We start from the raw sequence: 21262 nt of genomic DNA, 5'->3' as shown, positions 1-21262 counted from the left end.
AACCACTTGCGCTTCCGATCTCTCGTTAGCGGGAGGCGAATTCTACAGCGTTACTCGCTGCTGTCAACACCTCTTTTTCACCGCTTTCGACCGAGAAGATCGAACCGCCGATAGAGCCAAACAACACCGCTCTACCTGCTCCTTCCGGGCTTCGATGACCTGAAGCCCAACACCGTCGAAACTTACTTAACTCGTTGAATCTCAAGGAGTTTTCCGTTTCGACTGCGCCGGAAGTGGGGCGAATTATAGACTTCCAGAATCTGCCGTCAACCCCTAATTAAGCTTTTGTTGCAAAAGGCACTTTCCTGCCCAGCAAACGCGGGATCCGGCGCATAACCGGCGGGACTCTCAGCATCAACAGTACAGCCCCTATAAAGGCGTATATCGCCCACTCCTTCAAATCAGCCCGCACGATCCACAGCATATGCAACAACCCAAGCCCCAGGATCAGATAAACCAGGCGATGCAATTTCTTCCAGCGCACGCCAAGCCGCCGCTGACTGTAGCGATTGGATGTGACCGCCAGCGCCAGCAGGCCGAGAAAGCCAAGCGCCCCGACAATAATGTAAGGCCGCTTGCTCAACTCGACGCCCAACTGCGACCAGTCGAATCCCAATATGAACGCCGCATACCCACTCAAATGCAGCACCACATAAGTGAAGCACCACAACCCCAACTGCCGCCTGACCGAAATCCACCCCGCCCATCCCGTCAGCTTTTGCAGCGGCGTCATGCTCAAGGTGATCAACAACAGGATCAACGTGCCCAACCCGAGCCGATCCACCAGCACCTTGCCCGGGTCAGGACCCAGCGAGTTCATCAAGGCCTCGTATAGCCAGAACAAGGGCCAGACCGCCGCCGCGATGAAGACGCCGATTCGCCAGACTGGAAAACGCATCAGTAGTCCTTCCTCAGGTCCATCCCTGCATATAAAGAAGCGACTTCATCCTGATAGCCGTTGAACATCAACGTATCGCGAACATTTGGACTGAACAGCCCGCTCGGTAAACGACGCTCATGCGCCTGGGTCCACCGCGGATGATCGACCGTCGGATTGACGTTGGCATAGAAACCGTATTCGTCAGACGCAATGCTCTGCCAAGTCGTCTTCGGCTGCTCACTCACCAGACTGATACGCACGATGGACTTCACACTTTTGAAACCGTATTTCCAGGGGACCACCAACCGCAGCGGCGCGCCGTTCTGGTTCGGCAACTCGCGTCCGTACATGCCCACCGCCAGGATGGCCAGCGGATTCATCGCCTCATCCAATCGCAGGCCTTCGACATATGGCCAGTTGATCAAGGCGAAACCGGAACGCTGCCCTGGCATGACCTTGGGGTCCTGCAGGGTTTCGAAGCGGATGTACTTGGCCTTGGAGGTCGGCTCGACCTGCTTGAGCAATGCAGAGATGGGGAAGCCAATCCACGGAATGACCATCGACCAGGCCTCGACACAGCGCAATCGATAGATACGCTCTTCCAGTTGATAAGGCTTCATGAAGTCTTCCAACCCGTAGCGTCCCGGCTTGGCCACCTCCCCGTCCACGACCACGCTCCAGGGCTCGGTCTGCAACGACCCGGCATTGGCTGCCGGGTCACCCTTGTCGGTTCCGAACTCATAGAAGTTGTTGTAATGGGTCGCGTCCTTGAACGGCGTGATGGGCTCATTCTTGACCGTGACCGCGCCCCATTGGACGGAAGGCAGTTTCTCGGTAAACCAGGACGGCGCCTTGCCGGGCTCTACATCAGCATAACGCGCCGCATCGGCAGCACTGGCCCATTGAGGCAAGCCGCTGACGGCGAGGCCAGCCAGGGTTGCACCGAGCATTTGCCGACGGGATAGATAGAGGGATTCGGGCGTGACGTCCGATTCACGGCAGTCGGACGACTTGGGGATCTTGATCAGCATGACAACTCCGCAGTATTGGAGGGCAGGTGCACCAATAGACTGCGGAGTATGGGGGAAATTACATTAAGGCAACGTTTAGCGTCGGCGAAGACGCAACAAGTATTGCACCGGTCCAGAGGCGGCATAGCCCAGGAACACCAACAGCAGGATACGCGGCGGATCACTGAACACCACCGCGAACACCAGCACCACCGCCAGAATCGCCACGAACGGCACACGGCCCTTCAGGTCCAGCTCCTTGAAGCTGTTGTACTTGATGTTGCTGACCATCAACATCCCGGCCGCCGCAACCAGCAACGCCACCAGGAACGACATTTTCGACCCCTGGATGCCGTAGTCGCTGAATGCCCAGACAACACCTGCCACGACACCCGCCGCGGCCGGACTGGCCAGGCCGATGAAGTAACGTTTGTCAGCCTTGCCCACCTGGGTGTTGAAACGAGCCAGGCGCAACGCCGCCCCCGCCACATAGATAAAAGCAACCATCCAGCCGACCTTGCCCATATCCCCCAGCGCCCAGCCGAACGCCAGCAGGGCGGGAGCCACGCCAAAGGCGACCATGTCGGACAGCGAATCATATTCGGCGCCAAACGCACTCTGGGTATTGGTCATGCGGGCCACGCGCCCGTCCAGGCCATCGAGCACCATGGCGACGAAGATCGCAATGGCGGCAAATGCGAAGTAACGGCTCGCCCCTGCGCTATCGCCAGCGCTCAAGGCAGCCTGGGCACTCATGGAGCTGATGATGGAATAGAAACCGGCGAACAGGTTCGCGGTGGTGAACAGGTTCGGCAACAGATAGATGCCACGATGCCGGACCTTACGGCCTTCAGCGTCATGGCCTTCTTCGACGTGCTCATCGATGGGCAACAGGCTTTCGGCGTCAGGAGCCTGGTTTGGCTCGTCGGGACGTTCGCTCATGGACAATACCTTGCAACGGTGTGAAAAAATTTCGACAGATGTCTGGGACGACGGTTCGGCCGCAAACGATGCAGCTTTATACCAGAAGCCACCGCCCAAACGAAAAAACGCGGCCGAGGCCGCGTTTTTCGATCAAGTTCGCGACTTAGTTCTTGGCTTTGTCGACGATCTTGTTGGCACCGATCCACGGCATCATCGAGCGCAGTTGCTCGCCGATGATTTCGATACCGTGGGCGGCGTTGTTGCGACGCTTGGCGGTCATCGAAGGATAGCCGGTAGCGCCTTCGCTGATGAACATCTTGGCGTATTCGCCGTCCTGAATACGTTTCAGGGCGTTGCGCATGGCCTGACGGGATTCGGCGTTGATGACTTCCGGACCGGTCACGTACTCGCCGTATTCGGCGTTGTTGGAGATCGAGTAGTTCATGTTGGCGATGCCGCCTTCGTACATGAGGTCAACGATCAGCTTCAGTTCGTGCAGGCACTCGAAGTAGGCCATTTCTGGCGCGTAGCCAGCTTCAACCAGGGTTTCGAAACCGGCCTTGACCAGCTCGACGGTACCGCCACACAGAACGGCTTGTTCGCCGAACAGGTCGGTTTCGGTCTCGTCCTTGAAGGTGGTTTCGATGATGCCGGTACGACCGCCGCCCACACCAGCAGCGTAGGACAGGGCTACGTTCTTGGCGTTGCCGGACGCATCCTGGTAGATCGCGATCAGGTCAGGGATACCGCCGCCTTTCACGAACTCGGAACGCACGGTGTGACCTGGGGCCTTCGGCGCGATCATAATCACGTCGAGGTCGGCACGTGGCACAACCTGGTTGTAGTGGATCGCGAAGCCGTGGGAGAAGGCCAGGGTGGCGCCTTTCTTGATGTTCGGTTCGATTTCATTCTTGTACAGCGCCGATTGGAACTCGTCCGGGGTCAGGATCATGACCAGGTCGGCTGCAGCAACGGCAGAAGCGACGTCGGTCACTTTCAGGCCATGGGCCTCGGCCTTGGCAACGGTGGCCGAGCCTTTACGCAGGCCGACAGTCACGTCTACGCCGGAATCCTTCAGGTTGCACGCTTGGGCGTGACCTTGGGAACCGTAGCCGATGATGGCGACTTTCTTGCCCTGGATGATCGACAGGTCGCAGTCTTTATCGTAGAAAACTTTCATGAATTTCCCCTATATCCGGCCGTTCAGGCCATTCGCTAATTTGGTTAGATGCTCAGTACTTTGTCGCCACGGGCAATCCCGGTGACGCCACTGCGTACGGTTTCCAGAATCGAGGCAGTGCCGATCGATTGAATGAAGCTGTCGAGCTTGTCGCTGGTACCGGTCAACTGAACGGTATATACGCTGGCGCTGACATCGACGATCTGCCCACGATAAATATCGGTAGTGCGTTTGATCTCGGCGCGCTGGGCGCCGGTGGCCTTGACCTTGACCAGCATCAGTTCACGCTCGATGTGAGCGCTTTCCGACAGGTCCACCAGCTTGACCACCTCGATCAGCTTGTTCAGGTTCTTGGTGATCTGCTCGATGATTTCATCGTGCCCTACGGTGGTCAGCGTCAGACGCGACAGGGTCGGGTCTTCGGTTGGTGCCACGGTCAGGCTTTCGATGTTGTAGTTGCGCTGCGAGAACAGGCCAACAACACGAGACAGCGCACCCGGTTCGTTTTCCAGAAGCAGGGAAATAATATGTCGCATGATTAGGTACGCTCCGTCTTGCTCAGCCACATATCGCGCATGGAGCCGTCTTTGATCTGCATCGGGTAGACGTGCTCGCTGGTATCGACCGCAATATCGATCACCACCAGGCGATCCTTCATGGCGAACGCTTCCTCCATCTTCGACTTCAAATCCTTCGATTCGGTGATGCGTACGCCAACGTGACCGTAGGCCTCTGCCAGCTTGACGAAATCAGGCAACGATTCCATGTACGAGTGCGAGTGCCGGCTGCCGTAGCTCATGTCCTGCCACTGGCGAACCATCCCCAACACACCGTTGTTCAGGATCACGATCTTCACCGGCAAACCGTATTGCAGGCAGGTAGACAATTCCTGGATGTTCATCTGGATGCTGCCTTCGCCCGTGACGCAGGCGACATCAGCCTCGGGGAAGCTCAACTTGATGCCCATGGCCGCCGGAAAACCGAAGCCCATGGTGCCCAGGCCGCCGGAGTTGATCCAGCGATTGGGCTTGTCGAACTTGTAGTACTGCGCAGCGAACATCTGGTGCTGGCCCACGTCGGAGGTCACAAAGGCATCGCCTTTGGTCACTTCGCACAGGGTTTCGATCACGGTCTGCGGCTTGATCACGCTGCCGTCACCCTTGTCATAAGGGAACAGGCCACGATCGCCGCGCCATTCATCAACCTGCTTCCACCAACTGGCCACGGACTCCTTGTTTGGAACCTCGCCGATTTCCTTGAGGATGGCGACCATTTCGGTCAGCACGCTCTCTACAGGACCGACAATCGGCACGTCTGCCTTGATGGTCTTGGAGATGGACGCCGGGTCGATGTCGATGTGGATGATCTTGGCGTTCGGGCAGAATTTCGCCGGGCCATTGATGACGCGGTCGTCGAAACGTGCGCCGACCGCCAGGATCACATCGGCGTGGTGCATCGCCAGGTTGGCGGTGTAGCTGCCGTGCATGCCGAGCATACCGATGAACTGACGGTCGGTGCCCGGGAACGCGCCCAGGCCCATCAGTGTATTGGTGACCGGCAGGTTGAGCATTTTCGCCAGCTCGGTCAGCGGCGCGGAGCCACCACCGAGGATCACGCCACCACCGGAGTACAGCACAGGGCGCTTGGCCGCCAGGAGCATTTCGGCTGCCTTGCGGATTTGCCCGGAGTGGCCGCGTACGGCCGGGCTGTAGGAACGCAGCTTGGCTTTTTTCGGGAAGATGTATTCGAACTTCTCGGCCGGGTTGGTCATGTCTTTCGGGACATCGACCACGACCGGGCCCGGACGACCGGATTCTGCCAGGTAGAAGGCCTTCTTCATGACTTCCGGGATTTCCGACGCGTGCTTGATCATGAAGCTGTGCTTCACGATCGGCCGGGAGATACCGATCATGTCGGTTTCCTGGAATGCGTCGGTACCTACCATGGTGCTGGGCACCTGGCCGGAAATGATCACCATCGGGATGGAGTCCATGTACGCGGTGGCGATACCGGTGATGGCGTTCGTGGCGCCTGGACCGGAAGTCACCAGTACCACGCCGGCCTTGCCGGTGGCACGGGCATAGCCGTCAGCCATATGGGTGGCCGCCTGCTCGTGACGAACCAGGATGTGGGTCACTTCCGGTTCTTTGAACAGGGCATCATAGACATGAAGAAGAGCACCACCAGGGTACCCGTAGATATATTTGACGCCTTCGTCACGCAAAAAGCGGACGAGCATCTCACCGCCAGATAAAAGCTCCACGTTGTTCACCTCTAAAACGCCAGAATACCGACCCACAAGAAAGGGACGGGTCTTAATAGGTTTACTTCTCGGCAGAGCATGAGCGACGGTGGTCGCCGACTACGTCAGCACTGACTGAGCAAGTATTGGGATCGTCCCAAGTGTTGCGGGCCTTTCCCACCCAGCGCGAGGTAACGCGTTGCGGGTGTAACAGGTCGGCGCGGATGTGCGCCTCATGATCTGCTGAGTGGGTCTGCTTCTGGCAGTCCCTCTACAGCGGACTTTGGATTCTTCTGTTTCGCCTCCTTCAAGTCAAGTCGTCTATGTGCTTTATTCGAAGTAAGCGCATGAGAACGCAAGAAAAAACCTATAAACGGCAACTGTGTTAGCTTCAATTGCGCAACCCATGACAAGGAAACAGCATGCGAATGATCTTCTTGACGGCCAGCCTGCTGGTTGGCCTGAGCCCGATGTGCATGGCCGGTCAGGTCTACAAATGGGTGGACGCCCAGGGCGTTACCCACTTCGGCGCCCAGCCGCCCGAAGGCACGGAGGCCACGACCGTGATCAAGTCCACCCCGCCGCCCGCCAAACCGGCGGCACCGCCGTCTGGCGGAGTCATCGGCGACCAAAAGGCCATCGACCAACAGGTGAAGAAACAGATTGCCGAGCAGGAAGCCCAACTCAAGGCGTTCTGCGAACAGGCCCGGACCAACCTGGCGCAATTGCAGAACAACCCCAGGGTACGCGAAGACGTGGAGGGGGAAATGCGCCGCCTCACCGATGAGGAGCGGCGCCAGCGGATCGACGAGACCCGCAAGCAAATCGAGGAGAACTGTCAGTAACGCCGGTCAGCCGGCGTTGCTGATCAACTGATCGAACTGCGCCAGCAGCCGCTGCAACTCGATGCCCTGCCCTGGCCGCTGGGCATAGACCATCTCGGCCATGGCAAGGATGCCCGAGGCGTTGGGAAGCGGCAGGTCGTTTTCCAGGATGGCTTTCATCCTGGGCAGGAAAATCCACTGCAGCCATTGCTCGAAGTCCAGGGTGTCGACCGCGAACGGCTCGACACTGGCCAATGCCTGCGCCGAAGGCGACACATCGCTCCACCAGCCCTGAACCCGCAGCTCCCGCTCGATCAACAGCAACTGATCGGCGATCTGAGGAAAACGCGTATCCATCAGAGCGAAACCTTGGCCTTCTGACGGGCCAATGCTGCGCCCGCGGAATCGCCTTGTTTCTCACGGGCCTGGCCGATCAATTCCCACAGGCTGGCCTGAAGTGCCGGGCGACCACTGGAGAATGTCAGGCCACGACGGGCCAGCTGTTCGGCTTGCGGCGCATCGCCCTGGGCCATGCGCACCTGGGCCAGGCGATAAAGCACCTGGGGTTCGCGCGGCGCGACACGCTGGGCACGCTCCAGGCTGGAGGACGCACCGTTGAGGTCACCGCCGGCCTGTTGCTGTTGCGCCGTGGTCAGCAGGGCCAGCACCGGGCCGTCCAGTTGTTCATCGGCGGACAAACCACCGGAACTTGCCGAAGGAATGCGGCTCGGCGTCGAAGGCATGCTGTAGCTGCCCTGGTCGATCGGCGAGGTTTCGATTGGCCCGGGGGTAATCGGGCCCGGCGTGATCGGCGTGCTGCTGATCGGCGCCGAAGTCGTCGCGCCACCACCGGGCACCATCACGACGACACCGGTGTCGCCCTGGGGGATTGCCTGGACCTGGCCCTGCACCGGCCGTTTCACTGTCGTTTGACGGAAGCCGCCATTGGCCGAGACCCGCTCGCTGTTGGAAACAGCGGTGCCGGAATCAACGACCGGAATCGAACCGCGTTGTACGGTAGAGCAACCACTGAGCAAAGCCACGGCCGTTACCGCTGGAATCAACCACTTGTTCACTTGAAACCCTCTTTGCTTAATTCATCCAGTCCTTGACCCAATCCATCACCGATTCGGCGGGATTCGTGCCGCCACAGGCTGCACCGGGTGGCGGTTCGCTGCCGCGAATATACGGCATCTGCACGGCGCCCGGGCAATTGGCGTCGGAGCCTTGCCCCGTGCGCGAATCGACCCACGCCTGGACGATGTTGTCCGGTTGCGGCATGTCCAGCGGCAACGGGTCGGCCTTGCGCATGAAACTGGTCCAGACCTGCAGCGCACCGGTGGCACCGGTAAACGGGGTCTTGCCGTTGTCATCACGGCCGAGCCAGACCACCGCCAGCAGGTCCTGGCTGAAGCCGGCGAACCAGCTGTCGCGCGAGTCGTTACTGGTGCCGGTCTTGCCCGCCAGGGTCAAGGTCCGAGGCAGCACGTTATAGACCGAGCTGCCGGTGCCTTCACGCATGACCCGTTGCATCGCGCTCTGGATCAGGTAAATGGAGGCCGGATCGAAACGCTGCTGGATCTGGAACGGATAACGCTTGAGCGGCTCGCCATCGGCGGTCAGCACGCTGCGGATCCCGCGCATCGGCGTATTGAAACCGCCGTTGGCCAGCGTCTGGTACATGGCCGCCACTTCGATCGGCGTAAGGCCACCGGCCCCCAACAGCATCGATGGGAACGCCGGGAATTCGCGACTCACCCCCAGGCGCGCCAAGGTCTTGAGTACGTTCGGCACGCCGACTTCCAGCCCGAGACGAGCCGTCGACAGGTTGTAGGAATGCGCCAGCCCCTGGTACAGGAACACCGTGCCGTGGGAACGACGATCATAGTTCTGCGGTTTCCAGACCTGGCCATCGGCGCCCTTGACCGAGAACGTCTCGTCCGACAGCCAACTGGTCAGCGTGTATTGGCTCGGCTTCTCCAGGGCGGTGAGGTACACCGCCGGCTTGATCAGCGAGCCAATCGGGCGCACCGCATCCAGGGCCCGGTTGAAACCGGCGAAACTGGCTTGCCGGCTGCCGATCATGGCCTGGACTTCGCCGGTTTCCGGGTTGGTCACCACCATCGCCGCTTCAACTTCGTCAGCGCCCTTGCGCCCACCCAGCCGCTTGAAGGTGTCCTCGACCGAGGCTTCGGCCTTCATCTGCAGGATCGGGTCGAAACTGGTGAAGATGCGCAGGCCTTCTTCGGTCAAGTCTTCGTCGCGGTAGTCTTCCCGCAGCTGACGCTTGACCAGGTCCATGAAGCCGGGGAACGAACTGTCTGCCAGGCTGCCACGCTTGGTCACGCCCAACGGCATCTTTTTCGCTGCCTCGACTTGCTCGGCCGTCGCCACACCCTGTTGTTGCAGCAGGTCGAGCACCAGGTTGCGCCGTTCGAGGGCGCGCTCCGGATTACGACGCGGGTTGTAGGAAGACGGTCCCTTGACCATGCCCACCAGCAACGCCACTTGATGCAGCTTGAGCTCGGACAGCGGTTGGCTGAAGAAGAACTGGCTGGCGAGGCCGAAACCGTGCACCGCCCGTTGACCGTCCTGGCCGATAAATACCTCGTTGAGGTAGGCCTCCAGGATCTCCTGCTTGTCGTAGTGCAGCTCCAGCAACAACGCCATCATGGCTTCGGTCAATTTGCGGGTCAGGCTGCGCTCGTTGGTCAGGTAGAAGTTCTTGACCAACTGTTGGGTCAGGGTACTGCCACCCTGGCGCATGTGGCCCGAGGAGGTGTTGACCCAGATGGCCCGGGCAATCGACTTGGGCGAGACGCCGAAGTGATGGTAGAAGTCGCGGTCTTCGACGGCGATCAGCGTATCGAGCAGGAACGGCGGCACCTGGTCGATCTTGATCAGGATCCGGTCTTCGAGGTTCTTGGGGTACAGGCCACCAATGAGCAGCGGCTCAAGGCGCACCACCGACAGGCTTGCGTTGTTGGCGCCGGTCAGCGCAGCGACATAATCGCCGGAAAAACGCACCCGCACCGGTTGCGCCTGCTCCATGCCTTCATAGAACTGGAAGCCACGGGTATTGAGGTCGATGGTATTGCCATTGACCGAGGCCGCCCCCGGGCCATTGGCCACGCTTTCACGGCGATAACCCAAGGCATCGAGTTCGGTCAGGAAATCGTCCTTGCTCAGCTTTTGTCCGACGAACAGCTCCAACGGCCGGGCATAGACCTTGGCCGGAATGGTCCAGCGCTTGCCGGAGAACTTCTCCTGGACCACGGCATCGAGATAGACCGCAAAACCGGCGAGCACGACGAGGCCCACCAGGCTGAGTTTAAGGGCCCAGCCCAGCCAGGGCCGCAGGCGGCTGGCGGGTGGTTTCTTGGGGGTACGGGGGGATCGGGTACGAGTCATGGCGGCGGATTATACGCACTTTGCCTCGGTTCAACATGAGCCCGCCACGCGGTTTGCGTTAGCGCGGCTTGCGGCCATAATGACGGCCTTGAATTTTCCAGTCTATGAAGGACCGCCCGTGAGCCAATCCCTGATCGCTGCCCTGCAAAACCCGGCCCTCTACCCGCATCCCGTCGAAGGGTTCCAGGTCATCGAGACCCACATTTCCTGGGTATTGCTCACTGGGCCATACGCCTACAAATTCAAGAAGCCGGTCAACTTCGGCTTCCTCGACTTCACCAGCCTCGAGGCGCGCAAGCACTTCTGTGCTGAGGAGTTGCGCCTGAACCAGCGCCTGACCCAGGACCTGTACCTGGAGGTGTTGCCGATTACCGGCAGCGCCGAAGCACCACAGCTGGGTGGCGACGGCCCGGCCATCGAGTACGCCTTGAAGATGCGGCAGTTCCCGCAGAGCGAACTGCTCAGCACGCTGCAAGCCAACGGCGAACTGACCACCGCGCACATCGACGAGATGGCCGCGCAGATCGCCCAGTTCCACCTCTCCACGCCCAAGGTGCCCGTCGAAAACGCCGCCGGCACCCCGCAAAGCGTGATGGCGCCGGTGCTGCAGAACTTCGAACAGATCCGCCCGTTCCTCAACGACAAGGCCGACCTGTTGCAACTCGAAGCCTTGCAAGCCTGGGCCGAAAGCAGTTTCGAACGCCTCAAGCCGCTGTTCACCCAACGCAAGGCCGAAGGTTTCATCCGCGAATGCCACGGTGATATCCACCTGGGCAACGCCACCGTGATCGACGGCAAGGTGGTGATTTTCGACTGCATCGAGTTCAACGAACCGTTCCGCTTCACTGACGTCTACGCCGACACTGCGTTCCTGGCGATGGACCTGGAAGACCGCGGCCTGAAGTCGCTGGCACGGCGCTTCGTCAGCCAGTACCTGGAACTGACCGGTGACTACCAGGGCCTGGAGCTGCTGAACTTCTATAAAGCCTATCGAGCCCTCGTCCGGGCAAAAGTCGCGCTGTTCAGCATGCCGGCCGAAGCCGATCCGGTGCAGCGCGCCACCACCCTGCGCCAGTACCGCAACTACGCCAACCTGGCGGAAAGCTACAGCACCATTCCTTCGTGCTTCCTGGCCATCACCCACGGCGTCTCGGCCGTCGGCAAAAGCCATGTCGCGATGCGTCTGGTAGAGGCGCTGGGCGCCATTCGCCTGCGTTCGGACGTGGAGCGCAAGCGCCTGTTCGGCCAGCAACAAGTACCCAACGATCCACAGGCCGGCATTTATAGCAGCGACGCCAGCAACGCGACCTACACCCGCCTGCATGAAATCGCCGCGGTGATCCTGCGCGCCGGTTTCCCAGTGGTGATCGATGCCACTTACCTCAAGCACGATCAACGCGACGCAGCAGCGAAAATCGCCGAGGCCACCGGTGCTCCGTTCCTGATTCTCGACTGCAACGCGCCGCAAGCGGTCATCGAAAGCCGCCTGGCACAGCGCCAGGCCGACCAGAAAGACCCCTCCGATGCGAACCTGGCGGTGATTGCCGCACAACAATCCAGCCGTGAAGCGCTAACCCCAGCGGAAATTCTCTGCAGCAAACGGGTCCAAACCAACGAAAGCGGCACACTCGACATCGTGGTCGCGCAGATCCGTCAGCGCCTGCCAGGCCTGTAGATAATTTTTCGGCCGTGAAGCGATGCCCGGCTTCACGGCTGTTAAATAGTGGCACTACACTGGCGTCATAAAACCAACAGGTGATATGAAATGAGCCTTCCCAAGCTTCTCAACACCCCGCTTTATGCCTTGCTGCGCAAAGACGATATCGCCGGGTTCAACAACGAACGCCCACAAGGTCCAGTCGACATGCGTGGCGGCGACTTTCGTGGCCTTGATCTACGGGAACTGAATGCGGACGACGTTGACTTCAGCGACGCCTACTTCCGCTCCGCCGATCTGCGCGGTATCGATTTTCGCAAGTCGTCACTGGAAGGCGCGAGCCTGGCCCACGCGCAAATCTCCGGGGCCTACTTCCCACCGGAACTGTCTGCGGACGAGATCCTGATGTCGATGAACTTCGGCACCCGGTTGCGCTACCGCACTCGCTGAACCTGTTTGAAGCGGGTCGGCCAACGAGCGGACCTGCCATACACTGAACGGATCTCCAGCGCCCCCGCTTGCGCTGGAGCATATAGTTTGCAGCCCTTTCCCACCCCATCGTGCGTAATGCATTAGAAGCTTTTGCGTCGAATCCGACCAAACAATCACGCTTTTCCTACTGACCGCTACACTGCTCAGAAGCTTGCCCACCGCACTGATCGGCCGTCGCAAGGAGGCTCGATGAATGATGAACTGCAACACCTGAAGAATCTGGGCAAGACATCAGCCCAGTGGCTGCACGCTGTGGGCATCCACAGCGCTTCCGATCTACGTCGGCTCGGCGCGGTGGACGCCTATCGCGCCGTGCGTACGCGCGGTTTCCGGGCTTCCAAGGTGTTGCTGTACGCCATCGAGGGCGCGTTGATGGATGTGCATTGGAATGACATTCCCGCCGAGCGCAAAGAAGCTTTGAATAAACAGCTGGACGCCATTTCGACGCGCCACAAGGCCTGACGCCTCTTTCGTTTCCCGCACGAACCCTGGCCGGGAGGTTATTTAGGCGAATCGCAAAACAATGTTTGACATGGTAATGAGAATCGCTATGATTACCACATCCGGTCGCGAGACTGGTCGATATTTGAACAGCCCTTGGTTCGGACTCTCAGATATCTCCTCATCAGGCTAATCACGGTTATTTGACCCGGCTTTTGCCGGGTCTTTTTTTGCCTGCAGAAATCATTTTCCGGCGTGTTCACGCATCTGCGCGCAGTAATCCTGTGGCGGCATGGCCGGTGTGTACCACACGTAATCCGCCATGGCCGACGTCACCTCGCTGCCCTCCTCGGCCAGCATCAGGACGACGGGAGTCTCACTGGCGCCAAGATCCAACGCATGCAGCGGCGCACCGACATCCTTACGCGCATGCCAGGCGCCGGCGAACAACAGTGCCGGTGTCGGCGCTTGCAGCAAGCGTTCGGCCATGCGCCGGTCACGCTGTTGCTGCACGGCCAGCATCGCCGGCATTTGCGACTCGGGCAGCAAGCCGCAGTGGGATTCACGGATTTGCTCCAACAACTCGTCCTTCACCGTGGTTGCATTGGAGCGAGCGCCCATCAAGCCCGGTGCTTGTCGATAAAAACGCTGGATCTCGGCGGCGTCCAGATTGGCGGCCAGCAACGGATAACGTTGCGCCAGGGCAAACTCGACGACGGGGCCATACAGGCTCCAGTCCCAGCCGGGCGACCAGTCCAGCGCGCCGGGCAGATCCTTCGGCAAGGCGGGTAACTGGCGGACCGAATCAACGCGTGGCTGCTGGGCGGGGGTGAGCATTTCCAGCAACAGGCTGCCCTGGGCACGCTGCCCGGCCAGGGCCTGGAGCAGCCATAACTGAAGTGAGTGGTGATCGCGATTGTCGTGCTGCTCCCCCACCACCACCCGAGGCGCCGCTGCCAAGCGTTCGACCAATGCCTGGGGCGTCACGGCCTGGCCATTGTGCAAATCACGGATTCGTCCGCCGAGTGGGGACGGTGCGATGCTCTGACACGCCGTCAGTACACTCAATGCCAGAATCAGGAACAGACGCACGTCCGTATCCTCCAGGACGCCCTCAGCGGGCAATGATCAAAGGATGCCCACGCTCCGGATGGTCTTGCACCAGCACGTCCAGGCCAAACACCGCCTTGAGCGGTTCCGGGCGCAGCACGTGCCGGGGCGTGTCCAGGGCCACCGGCCGACCGGATGCGAGCAGCAACAGGCGATCACAATAACGCGCCGCCAGGTTCAGGTCATGCAGGATCACCAGCACGGCAGCGCCGCGACTGGCAAATTCACGTACCGCCAGGAGGATGGTGTGCTGATGCAGTGGATCGAGCATCGAGGTCGGCTCGTCCAGCAACAGGGTTTGCCCCGCTTCACCCGGCCACAACTGCGCCAACACCCGCGCCAGGTGCACCCGCTGGCGTTCGCCGCCGGACAACGCCAGGTAACTGCGACCGTGCAGATGCGCGGCGTCTGCGGCTTGCAGCGCCGCGGCGACGATGTGCTCGTCGCGCAGCCGACCACTGTGGTGCGGCAGGCGCCCCATGCCGACAACCTCCTCGACACGGAAGGCAAAATCCAGGGTCGAGGACTGCGGCAAGACCGCCAGGCGCCGGGCGCGCTCGGCACCCTGCCACTGGGCCAGTGGCAGGTCATCGAGCCAGACCTGCCCCTGGGCCGGGCGCAATTCACCGCACAGCCCCGCCAGCAAAGTACTTTTACCTGCGCCGTTGGGCCCAAGCACGCCGAGCACTTCGCCAGGGTTGAGTTCGAGATCGACGTCCGCCAGCACCGTCTTGCGGCCACGTTGAATGTGCAGGTTCTGCGCTCGCAGCATCAGGCGCGCCCTCGCACCAATAGATAAAGAAAGAACGGCGCGCCGATGAAGGCCGTGACAATGCCGATCGGCAATTCCGCAGGGGCCAGGGCCAGGCGCGCCACCAGGTCGGCGAACAACAGCAGGCTGGCACCCGCCAACACCGAAGCGGGCAGCAACACACGGTGGTCCGGGCCCGCCACCAGGCGCACCAGATGCGGCACTACCAGCCCGACAAAGCCGATCATGCCCGCTGCCGCCACCGCCGCGCCCACACCCAAGGCCGTACAAAACACCAACTCACGCTTGAGACTTTCGACGTTAACACCCAGGTGGGCAGCCTCGGACTCCCCCAGCAACAGCGCATTGAGTGCCTGGGCGCGGCGGGGCAACCAGAGCGCTACACCGGCGCTGACCAGCAACAGCGGCCATAACCGCGCATAGCTGGCGCCGTTGAGACTGCCCAGGTTCCAGAACGTCAGGGTGCGCAGGGTCGCGTCGTCCGCCAGGTAGGTGAACAGGCCGACCGCCGAACCGGACAGCGCGGTCAGGGCAATACCGGCCAGGAGCATGGTCGCGACATGGGTCTGGCCGTTGCGTCGACCGAGACGATAGACCAGCGCCGTCACGCCGAGCCCGCCAAGGAATGCACACAACGACAACACGTAGGGACCAAAGGCTGCGGGCAATCCACCCAGCGCCGAGCCACCGACAATGGCAAACGCGGCGCCCAGTGCCGCGCCGCTGGACACGCCCACCAATCCCGGGTCCGCCAGTGGGTTGCGAAACAGCCCCTGCATCGCCACACCGGACAACGCCAACACCCCGCCCACCGCCAACCCCAGCAAGGTACGCGGCAAACGGATCTGGCCGAGGATCAGTTCGGCCTGCTCCAAACCATCGGCGGCCACCGGCAAGCCCAACAGGCGCAAGGCGGCGCGCAAGGTGTCGAGCAGCGGCAAGCTCACCGGCCCCAGGGCCAGGGACAGCCAGGTTGCCAGCAGACACAGCAGGCCCAGTCCGATGAACAAGGTGCGTGGCTTGACCAATGAGGTCATGGCGCCGTGGCCGACGCAGCCGGATAGAAGCCTGCCGTCAGTGTCATCAGGCTTTGTGGCAACCGCGGGCCCAACCCGCCTACCAGCAGCGTCGGATCAAGCTCCATGACACGCCCGTCCCTGGCGGCCCGGGTCGAGGAAAGAATCGGATTTTCCCTGAACAACGCCTCACGCGCTTCTTCACCGCTCAAGGCACGGTCAGCAAAGACCAGCACTTGTGGATTGAGACTGGCAAGGGTTTCCACGGAAAAAGATTTGTAGCCGCTGTGGGTTGCCAGGTTGTGACCGCCGGCCTGCTGTAACAACCAATCAGCGGAAGTGCCCTTGCCCGCAACCAGTGGCTTGCCGCCGGAACTGCCCACCAATAGCAATACGCCGGGGGCCTTTTGTTTGCGCTGGGCCTCGGCCACCCGAGCCTGTTGTTGGGTGAGTTGCTTTTGATAAAGGCCGAACAACCGCGCCGCCTCGGCCTCGGCCCCCAACAACTGCCCCAGGTGCTGCAAATTGCCCTGCAGGGCCGGCAGGTCTGGTGTAGCCGAGAACAGTTCGACCTGCACCCCGGCACTGCGGATTTGCGCCAGCACCGGCGGAGGTCCCATTTCCTCGGTGCCCACCAATATCTGCGGACGCAGGCTCAGCACGCCCTCCGCCGACAGCTGACGCTGATAGCCGATACTGGGCAACGCCCGCAAGGATTCAGGATGCTGGCTGGTGGAGTCCACGCCCACCAGCTTCGACTCGCCCCCCAGCGCACTGACCCACTCCGAGACGGCGCCGCCGGCGCTGACCCAGCGTTGCGGCAATTGGGCCGCGCTGGTCCCCTGGTTGAGCAACAGTGCGACACAGAGCGCAACAACGCGGATATTCAGGCGCATCGGGCAGCTTCCTCTAAGAAGTTTTTCACAGGACCGGGCATGGCCAAGTATCCTCAGCCTCCTGCGAAGAAGGCTCCATTTGATAATTGTTTTCATTTGACCGTCAAGCGTGGATCTTTTGCCACACGAACCCTTGTGGGAGCGAGCTTGCTCGCGATAGCGGCGTGTCAGTCACTGAAATGTCGGATATGCCGCCGTCATCGCGAGCAAGCTCGCTCCCACAGTGGATTCACTCCGACAAATATTGAGACACACATGAAGTTTCTTTGTACCGCCGCCCAATTGCCCGACAACGGCAGTCGCGGTTTCGACCTCGATGGGCGCAAAGTGCTGGCTGTGCGGCGCGCCGGCCAGGTGTATGCCTATCTCAACCGCTGCCCGCACCGGGGCGTGCCGCTGGAATGGCAACCCGACCAGTTCCTCGACCCCAGCGCCAGCCTGATCCAGTGCGCCACCCACGGCGCGCTGTTTCTGATCGAGAGCGGTGAATGCGTAGCCGGCCCCTGCGCCGGTCAGTTCCTCGCTGCCCTAGACAGCCGGGAGGACGAGCAAGGCATCTGGGTCGAGCTCTAGCAGCACTGGCAACGCCCGGTCCACCCGCATCTGCTCGGGCGTCAGCGTGACCCCGTAGGCCAGCACCTCCACACCCGCCGCCACCGCATCACGCAGGGCAGCGGCGTACACCGGATCGATTTCCTGTGCCGGGCGCACCGCTTCGATGCCGCTCAGGTTCACACAATACAACTGCACCGCCCGCACACCCTCACGGGCCAGGCAGGCGAGTTCCCTCAGGTGCTTGGCCCCGCGCAGGGTCACCGCATCGGGAAACGCCGCCACACTCGTGCCATCGAACCCCAGCGTGACACTTTTGACTTCGACCCAGGCCGAGCCTCGGTCGTAGTCCAGGCGAAAATCGATACGGCTGTTTTCCACCCCATAAGCCACTTCCCGCTTGAGCCCGGTGAATCCGTTCAGTTCGCTGATGACCCCGGCACGCAAGGCTTCTTCGATCAACGCGTTGGCCCGCGCGGTATTGATGCAGGCGAGCCGCCCTTGAGGGGTTTCGCCAATTTCCCAGGTGCCGGGCAACTTGCGCTTGGGGTCGCTGGAGCGACTGAACCAGACGCGCGCGCCTTCAGCCATGCAATTGAGCATCGAGCCGGTGTTAGGGCAGTGGATGGTGAGCAGTTCGCCATGAACGGTCTCGATATCGGCGAGAAAACGCTTGTAACGTCGAATCAAGCGACCTTCTTCCAACGCAGGAAAAAAAAGCATCAGCCTTGCCAGCTCCGTAGTCCACGTTCGATTCGCGCCACCGCTTCCTGTAGCCGCGGCAGGCTCTGGGTGTAGGCGAAGCGTACGTGGTGACCGGCCTGATGCCGGCCGAAATCAAGGCCCGGCGTGAAGGCCACATGTTCGGTTTCCAGGAAGTGCTGGCAGAACGCAAAGGCATCGCCGCCGAACGCACTGATGTCGGCATAGAGGTAAAACGCCCCTTCGGGCTCCACCGCAATACCGAAGCCCAATTCACGCAAGGCCGGCAGTAGAAAGTCACGGCGCCGCGCAAACTCGGCCCGCCGCTGCTCGAAGATCTCGATGGTCGCGGGCTCGAAACAGGCCAGGGCGGCGTACTGAGCCATGCTCGGCGCACTGATGTAGAGGTTTTGCGCAAGCTTTTCCAGCTCGCCGACAGCCGCCGAAGGGGCCACCAGCCAGCCCAATCGCCAGCCGGTCATGCCGAAATACTTGGAGAAACTGTTAAGGACAAACGCATCGTCATCGACTTCCAGCACACTGGCGGCGTCGGTGCCGTAGGTCAGGCCGTGATAGATCTCGTCCACCACCAGATGGCCGTTATGGCCCTTGATGGCCTTGGACAACCCCGCCAGCTCGTCCCGGGTGAGAATCGTCCCGGTCGGGTTGGCCGGTGAGGCCACCAACGCACCGACGCTGTCCTGGTCCCAATGGCGGTTCACCAGGTCTGGCGTCAATTGGTAACGCACCTCGGGCCCCACTGGCACCAATTGCGCCGCCCCTTCGACCAGGCGCAGGAAATGCCGGTTGCACGGATAACCGGGGTCGGCCAGCAGCCAATGCTTGCCCGGGTCCACCAGCAAGGCGCTGGCCAGCAACAACGCGCCGGACCCGCCCGGGGTCACGAGGATGCGCCGGGGGTCAATCTGCACCCCATAGCGCTGGCCGTAGAAACCGGCGATGGCCTCGCGCAGCTCGGGAATGCCACGGGCCGCAGTGTAGCGGGTCTTGCCCGCCGCCAGCGCGGCCTGGCCGGCCTGGATGATTGGCTCGGCGGTGGTAAAGTCCGGTTCGCCGATCTCCAGGTGAATGACGTCATGCCCGGCGGCCTGCAGTTCGTTGGCACGGGCCAGCAACGCCATCACATGGAAAGGTTCGATGGCGCGGCTGCGCGCACTGTAGGGCTGAGCCATTGGCCTTCCTTCAGGGGAAAAAAGAACCGATTCTACCCAACTCTCCAGCCAAGTCAGAAACAACTGCGGGAACGCGCGCGAACCGCAAGTGGTCTGAGCCCGTGAATTGCAGGAAATGACTCCCGCGATTGGCCCAGGCTTGACTAGAATCAAGCATTGAGCAGGTTTAAATCCCCACCGAAGCGAACCCCGCCACGTTTTACAAGCCCCGGCCGCTGTAGGCTCGACAACCGGGAGTAGCGCGGCCCGATTTGATCTGGTAAGTTCGCCCGCTTGCAGCCGCAGGGCCGGCAGGTGTCGGTGATGGAGCAATCCTGCGTAGTGGATTACAAGAGTAGAGGCGGTCCATTCATGCCCACCCAAGCAAAGCAAAATCAAAATAACGCGCTCAGCGGGTTTGAGCCTTACGTCCCGCAAGCTGGCGAAGAGTACATGGGCGCCCCCATGCGCGCGCACTTCACCAAGATCCTGAACAAGTGGAAACAGGACTTGATGCAGGAAGTCGACCGCACCGTGGATCACATGAAGGACGAAGCGGCCAACTTCCCCGACCCGGCCGACCGTGCCAGTCAGGAAGAAGAGTTCAGCCTCGAACTGCGCGCCCGTGATCGCGAGCGCAAGCTCATCAAGAAAATCGACAAGACCCTGCAACTGATCGAAGACGAGGAATACGGTTGGTGCGAGTCCTGCGGCATCGAGATCGGCATTCGCCGCCTGGAAGCTCGCCCGACGGCCGACCTGTGCATAGACTGCAAGACCCTGGCGGAAATCAAGGAAAAACAGGTCGGCAAGTAACTGCCGGTGCTGTTACCGAAACGGAGCGTTCATACGCTCCGTTTTTTGTTTCCGATACTTTCAATATCCCTCTGGGAGCGAGCTTGCTCGCGATAGCAGTGGGTCAGCCAGCCTTGATGTGACAGATACACCGCTATCGCGAGCAAGCTCGCTCCCACAAGGGGATATGCTTCGGCATCAAGATTTGTATTCCTACCGCTCAGACTCAGTAACATTCGCCCTATGACTGCCACCGCCCCCTACATCGGCCGCTTCGCCCCCACTCCCAGCGGCCACTTGCACTTCGGTTCACTGGTCGCCGCCCTGGCGTCGTACCTGGATGCCCGCGCCGTGGGCGGACGTTGGTTGCTGCGCATGGAAGACCTCGACCCGCCCCGGGAGGAACCGGGCGCGCAAGCGGCGATTCTCAAGGCACTTGAGAGCTACGGGTTCGAATGGGACGGCGAAATGGTTCGCCAGAGCGAGCGCCATGACGCCTACGACCAGGTCATCAACCGGCTGTTCAGCCAGGGCCTGGCCTACGCCTGCACCTGTTCGCGCAAGCAACTGGAAGCGTACCAGGGCATTTATCCGGGCCTGTGCCGTAACGCCGGGCACGGCACCGAGGACGCTGCCATCCGCCTGCGCGTCCCCGAACTCGTGTACCACTTCACCGACCGGGTCCAGGGCGAGTTCCGCCAGCACCTGGGCCGTGAGGTCGGCGACTTCGTGATCCGCCGCCGCGACGGGCTCTACGCCTATCAATTGGCCGTGGTCCTGGACGACGCCTGGCAAGGGGTGACCGATATCGTGCGCGGCGCCGACCTGCTGGACTCCACGCCGCGCCAGCTCTACCTGCAAGAACTGCTCGGGTTGCCGCAACCGCGTTACCTGCACGTGCCACTGATCACCCAGCCCGACGGGCACAAGCTTGGTAAATCCTACCGTTCACCACCGCTGGCGGCCGATCAGGCCACGCCACTGCTGTTACGGGCGTTGCGCGCACTGGGCCAGCAACCGGGTCTCGAACTGGTCGATGCCAGCCCACGGGAACTGCTGGCTTGGGGCATTCGCCACTGGGATGCGGGCAAGATCCCGCGCACACTGAGCCTGCCCGAAGCGCAAATACGTTGACGGCGCTTGCAGCTTGGCGCCCATCCGTTACCATCGCCGCACGTTTTTGGGC

General features: G+C 61.2%; 22 protein-coding genes. 7 read left to right on the top strand and 15 right to left on the bottom strand.

Annotated elements, in window-relative coordinates:
• Window positions 1–277: 277 nt before the first annotated feature.
• The 6 genes from msrQ to LQ215_RS16655 all read right to left on the bottom strand — a co-directional run bounded on the left by msrQ (window position 278) and on the right by LQ215_RS16655 (window position 6257).
• Window positions 278–898: a protein-methionine-sulfoxide reductase heme-binding subunit MsrQ gene (gene msrQ, locus LQ215_RS16680; RefSeq protein WP_230151510.1), complete on the bottom strand. Its 621-nt coding sequence runs from the start codon at window positions 896–898 to the stop codon at window positions 278–280.
• Window positions 898–1911 (bottom strand): protein-methionine-sulfoxide reductase catalytic subunit MsrP, encoded by a 1014-nt coding sequence (gene msrP, locus LQ215_RS16675; protein ID WP_230151508.1) that lies wholly within the window; start codon window positions 1909–1911, stop codon window positions 898–900. Before msrP ends, msrQ begins: the two co-directional genes overlap by 1 nt.
• Before the next feature lie 75 nt (window positions 1912–1986).
• Window positions 1987–2832 (bottom strand): CDP-diacylglycerol--serine O-phosphatidyltransferase, encoded by an 846-nt coding sequence (gene pssA / locus LQ215_RS16670; RefSeq protein ID WP_013694218.1) that lies wholly within the window; start codon window positions 2830–2832, stop codon window positions 1987–1989.
• A gap of 145 nt (window positions 2833–2977) precedes the next feature.
• Window positions 2978–3994, bottom strand: a complete 1017-nt coding sequence (ilvC, locus tag LQ215_RS16665; protein WP_003185459.1) for a ketol-acid reductoisomerase — start codon at window positions 3992–3994, stop codon at window positions 2978–2980.
• A gap of 44 nt (window positions 3995–4038) precedes the next feature.
• Complete coding sequence (gene ilvN / locus LQ215_RS16660) at window positions 4039–4530, bottom strand: acetolactate synthase small subunit (protein WP_003205610.1); 492 nt, start codon at window positions 4528–4530, stop codon at window positions 4039–4041.
• 2 nt (window positions 4531–4532) lie between these two features.
• Window positions 4533–6257 (bottom strand): acetolactate synthase 3 large subunit, encoded by a 1725-nt coding sequence (locus LQ215_RS16655; protein WP_003205612.1) that lies wholly within the window; start codon window positions 6255–6257, stop codon window positions 4533–4535.
• Between the two features lie 401 nt (window positions 6258–6658).
• On the opposite strand from LQ215_RS16655, the gene LQ215_RS16650 reads away from it, so the two are divergent.
• On the top strand, window positions 6659–7081 hold the full coding sequence (locus LQ215_RS16650) for a DUF4124 domain-containing protein (RefSeq protein ID WP_230151507.1): 423 nt from the start codon (window positions 6659–6661) through the stop codon (window positions 7079–7081).
• Window positions 7082–7087: 6 nt separating this feature from the next.
• Here LQ215_RS16650 and LQ215_RS16645 read toward each other — a convergent pair whose 3' ends face one another.
• Genes LQ215_RS16645 through mrcB form a run of 3 tightly spaced genes read right to left on the bottom strand, consistent with a single transcriptional unit; the run spans window position 7088 to window position 10471 of the window.
• Window positions 7088–7417: a YqcC family protein gene (locus tag LQ215_RS16645; protein WP_003205615.1), complete on the bottom strand. Its 330-nt coding sequence runs from the start codon at window positions 7415–7417 to the stop codon at window positions 7088–7090.
• Entirely contained in the window at window positions 7417–8136 is a 720-nt protein-coding gene (locus tag LQ215_RS16640) for a hypothetical protein (RefSeq protein WP_230151505.1), read from the bottom strand. The genes LQ215_RS16645 and LQ215_RS16640 overlap by 1 nt, the downstream gene beginning before the upstream one ends.
• Before the next feature lie 16 nt (window positions 8137–8152).
• Complete coding sequence (mrcB, locus tag LQ215_RS16635) at window positions 8153–10471, bottom strand: penicillin-binding protein 1B (RefSeq protein ID WP_003205618.1); 2319 nt, start codon at window positions 10469–10471, stop codon at window positions 8153–8155.
• A gap of 118 nt (window positions 10472–10589) precedes the next feature.
• Here mrcB and LQ215_RS16630 point away from each other — a divergent pair, with 118 nt between their 5' ends.
• The 3 genes from LQ215_RS16630 to LQ215_RS16620 all read left to right on the top strand — a co-directional run bounded on the left by LQ215_RS16630 (window position 10590) and on the right by LQ215_RS16620 (window position 13082).
• Complete coding sequence (locus tag LQ215_RS16630; protein ID WP_230151503.1) at window positions 10590–12146, top strand: AAA family ATPase; 1557 nt, start codon at window positions 10590–10592, stop codon at window positions 12144–12146.
• Window positions 12147–12236: 90 nt separating this feature from the next.
• Complete coding sequence (locus LQ215_RS16625; RefSeq protein ID WP_003205621.1) at window positions 12237–12578, top strand: pentapeptide repeat-containing protein; 342 nt, start codon at window positions 12237–12239, stop codon at window positions 12576–12578.
• A gap of 231 nt (window positions 12579–12809) precedes the next feature.
• The gene (locus LQ215_RS16620; protein ID WP_003205623.1) at window positions 12810–13082 is read left to right on the top strand and encodes a TfoX/Sxy family protein; all 273 of its coding nucleotides are present in this window, start codon (window positions 12810–12812) and stop codon (window positions 13080–13082) included.
• 222 nt (window positions 13083–13304) lie between these two features.
• On the opposite strand, the gene LQ215_RS16615 is transcribed toward LQ215_RS16620, so the two are convergent.
• Genes LQ215_RS16615 through LQ215_RS16600 form a run of 4 tightly spaced genes read right to left on the bottom strand, consistent with a single transcriptional unit; the run spans window position 13305 to window position 16855 of the window.
• Window positions 13305–14153, bottom strand: coding sequence for a ChaN family lipoprotein (locus LQ215_RS16615; RefSeq protein WP_230151501.1), 849 nt, complete (start codon window positions 14151–14153; stop codon window positions 13305–13307).
• Window positions 14154–14175: 22 nt separating this feature from the next.
• Window positions 14176–14943 (bottom strand): heme ABC transporter ATP-binding protein, encoded by a 768-nt coding sequence (locus tag LQ215_RS16610; protein WP_230151499.1) that lies wholly within the window; start codon window positions 14941–14943, stop codon window positions 14176–14178.
• Window positions 14943–15926: a FecCD family ABC transporter permease gene (locus LQ215_RS16605; RefSeq protein ID WP_230151511.1), complete on the bottom strand. Its 984-nt coding sequence runs from the start codon at window positions 15924–15926 to the stop codon at window positions 14943–14945. The genes LQ215_RS16610 and LQ215_RS16605 overlap by 1 nt, the downstream gene beginning before the upstream one ends.
• 50 nt (window positions 15927–15976) lie before the next feature.
• Window positions 15977–16855: a heme/hemin ABC transporter substrate-binding protein gene (locus LQ215_RS16600; protein ID WP_230151496.1), complete on the bottom strand. Its 879-nt coding sequence runs from the start codon at window positions 16853–16855 to the stop codon at window positions 15977–15979.
• A gap of 255 nt (window positions 16856–17110) precedes the next feature.
• Between LQ215_RS16600 and LQ215_RS16595 the strand changes: the two genes are divergently transcribed.
• On the top strand, window positions 17111–17428 hold the full coding sequence (locus tag LQ215_RS16595; RefSeq protein ID WP_003205632.1) for a Rieske (2Fe-2S) protein: 318 nt from the start codon (window positions 17111–17113) through the stop codon (window positions 17426–17428).
• Here LQ215_RS16595 and sfsA read toward each other — a convergent pair.
• Window positions 17384–18130, bottom strand: a complete 747-nt coding sequence (gene sfsA / locus LQ215_RS16590; RefSeq protein WP_230151494.1) for a DNA/RNA nuclease SfsA — start codon at window positions 18128–18130, stop codon at window positions 17384–17386. The two genes, LQ215_RS16595 and sfsA, sit on opposite strands and share 45 nt — an antisense overlap.
• Window positions 18130–19302, bottom strand: coding sequence for a pyridoxal phosphate-dependent aminotransferase (locus tag LQ215_RS16585; protein ID WP_230151492.1), 1173 nt, complete (start codon window positions 19300–19302; stop codon window positions 18130–18132). The genes sfsA and LQ215_RS16585 overlap by 1 nt, the downstream gene beginning before the upstream one ends.
• Window positions 19303–19653: 351 nt before the next feature.
• Between LQ215_RS16585 and dksA the strand changes: the two genes are divergently transcribed.
• Together dksA and gluQRS are read left to right on the top strand one after the other, a co-directional pair.
• Entirely contained in the window at window positions 19654–20097 is a 444-nt protein-coding gene (gene dksA / locus LQ215_RS16580) for an RNA polymerase-binding protein DksA (protein WP_058542230.1), read from the top strand.
• A gap of 222 nt (window positions 20098–20319) precedes the next feature.
• On the top strand, window positions 20320–21210 hold the full coding sequence (gene gluQRS, locus LQ215_RS16575) for a tRNA glutamyl-Q(34) synthetase GluQRS (protein WP_230151491.1): 891 nt from the start codon (window positions 20320–20322) through the stop codon (window positions 21208–21210).
• The last annotated feature ends 52 nt before the right edge of the window (window positions 21211–21262 follow it).

The sequence above is a fragment of the Pseudomonas brassicacearum genome (genome assembly GCF_918698105.1).
Classification (GTDB): Bacteria; Pseudomonadota; Gammaproteobacteria; order Pseudomonadales; family Pseudomonadaceae; genus Aquipseudomonas; species Aquipseudomonas brassicacearum_F.
This window is presented reverse-complemented; position numbering and strand designations above follow the sequence as displayed.

Coding starts and splice junctions, on each gene's coding strand:
- LQ215_RS16600 (WP_230151496.1), bottom strand. CDS start 16,855: ATGCGCCTGAATATCCGCGTTGTTGCGCTCTGTGTCGCACTGTTGCTC.
- gluQRS (WP_230151491.1), top strand. CDS start 20,320: ATGACTGCCACCGCCCCCTACATCGGCCGCTTCGCCCCCACTCCCAGC.
- msrP (WP_230151508.1), bottom strand. CDS start 1,911: ATGCTGATCAAGATCCCCAAGTCGTCCGACTGCCGTGAATCGGACGTC.
- LQ215_RS16625 (WP_003205621.1), top strand. CDS start 12,237: ATGAGCCTTCCCAAGCTTCTCAACACCCCGCTTTATGCCTTGCTGCGC.
- sfsA (WP_230151494.1), bottom strand. CDS start 18,130: ATGCTTTTTTTTCCTGCGTTGGAAGAAGGTCGCTTGATTCGACGTTAC.
- LQ215_RS16650 (WP_230151507.1), top strand. CDS start 6,659: ATGCGAATGATCTTCTTGACGGCCAGCCTGCTGGTTGGCCTGAGCCCG.
- LQ215_RS16645 (WP_003205615.1), bottom strand. CDS start 7,417: ATGGATACGCGTTTTCCTCAGATCGCCGATCAGTTGCTGTTGATCGAG.
- LQ215_RS16595 (WP_003205632.1), top strand. CDS start 17,111: ATGAAGTTTCTTTGTACCGCCGCCCAATTGCCCGACAACGGCAGTCGC.
- pssA (WP_013694218.1), bottom strand. CDS start 2,832: ATGAGCGAACGTCCCGACGAGCCAAACCAGGCTCCTGACGCCGAAAGC.
- LQ215_RS16620 (WP_003205623.1), top strand. CDS start 12,810: ATGAATGATGAACTGCAACACCTGAAGAATCTGGGCAAGACATCAGCC.
- LQ215_RS16610 (WP_230151499.1), bottom strand. CDS start 14,943: ATGCTGCGAGCGCAGAACCTGCACATTCAACGTGGCCGCAAGACGGTG.
- msrQ (WP_230151510.1), bottom strand. CDS start 898: ATGCGTTTTCCAGTCTGGCGAATCGGCGTCTTCATCGCGGCGGCGGTC.
- ilvN (WP_003205610.1), bottom strand. CDS start 4,530: ATGCGACATATTATTTCCCTGCTTCTGGAAAACGAACCGGGTGCGCTG.
- mrcB (WP_003205618.1), bottom strand. CDS start 10,471: ATGACTCGTACCCGATCCCCCCGTACCCCCAAGAAACCACCCGCCAGC.
- dksA (WP_058542230.1), top strand. CDS start 19,654: ATGCCCACCCAAGCAAAGCAAAATCAAAATAACGCGCTCAGCGGGTTT.
- ilvC (WP_003185459.1), bottom strand. CDS start 3,994: ATGAAAGTTTTCTACGATAAAGACTGCGACCTGTCGATCATCCAGGGC.
- LQ215_RS16585 (WP_230151492.1), bottom strand. CDS start 19,302: ATGGCTCAGCCCTACAGTGCGCGCAGCCGCGCCATCGAACCTTTCCAT.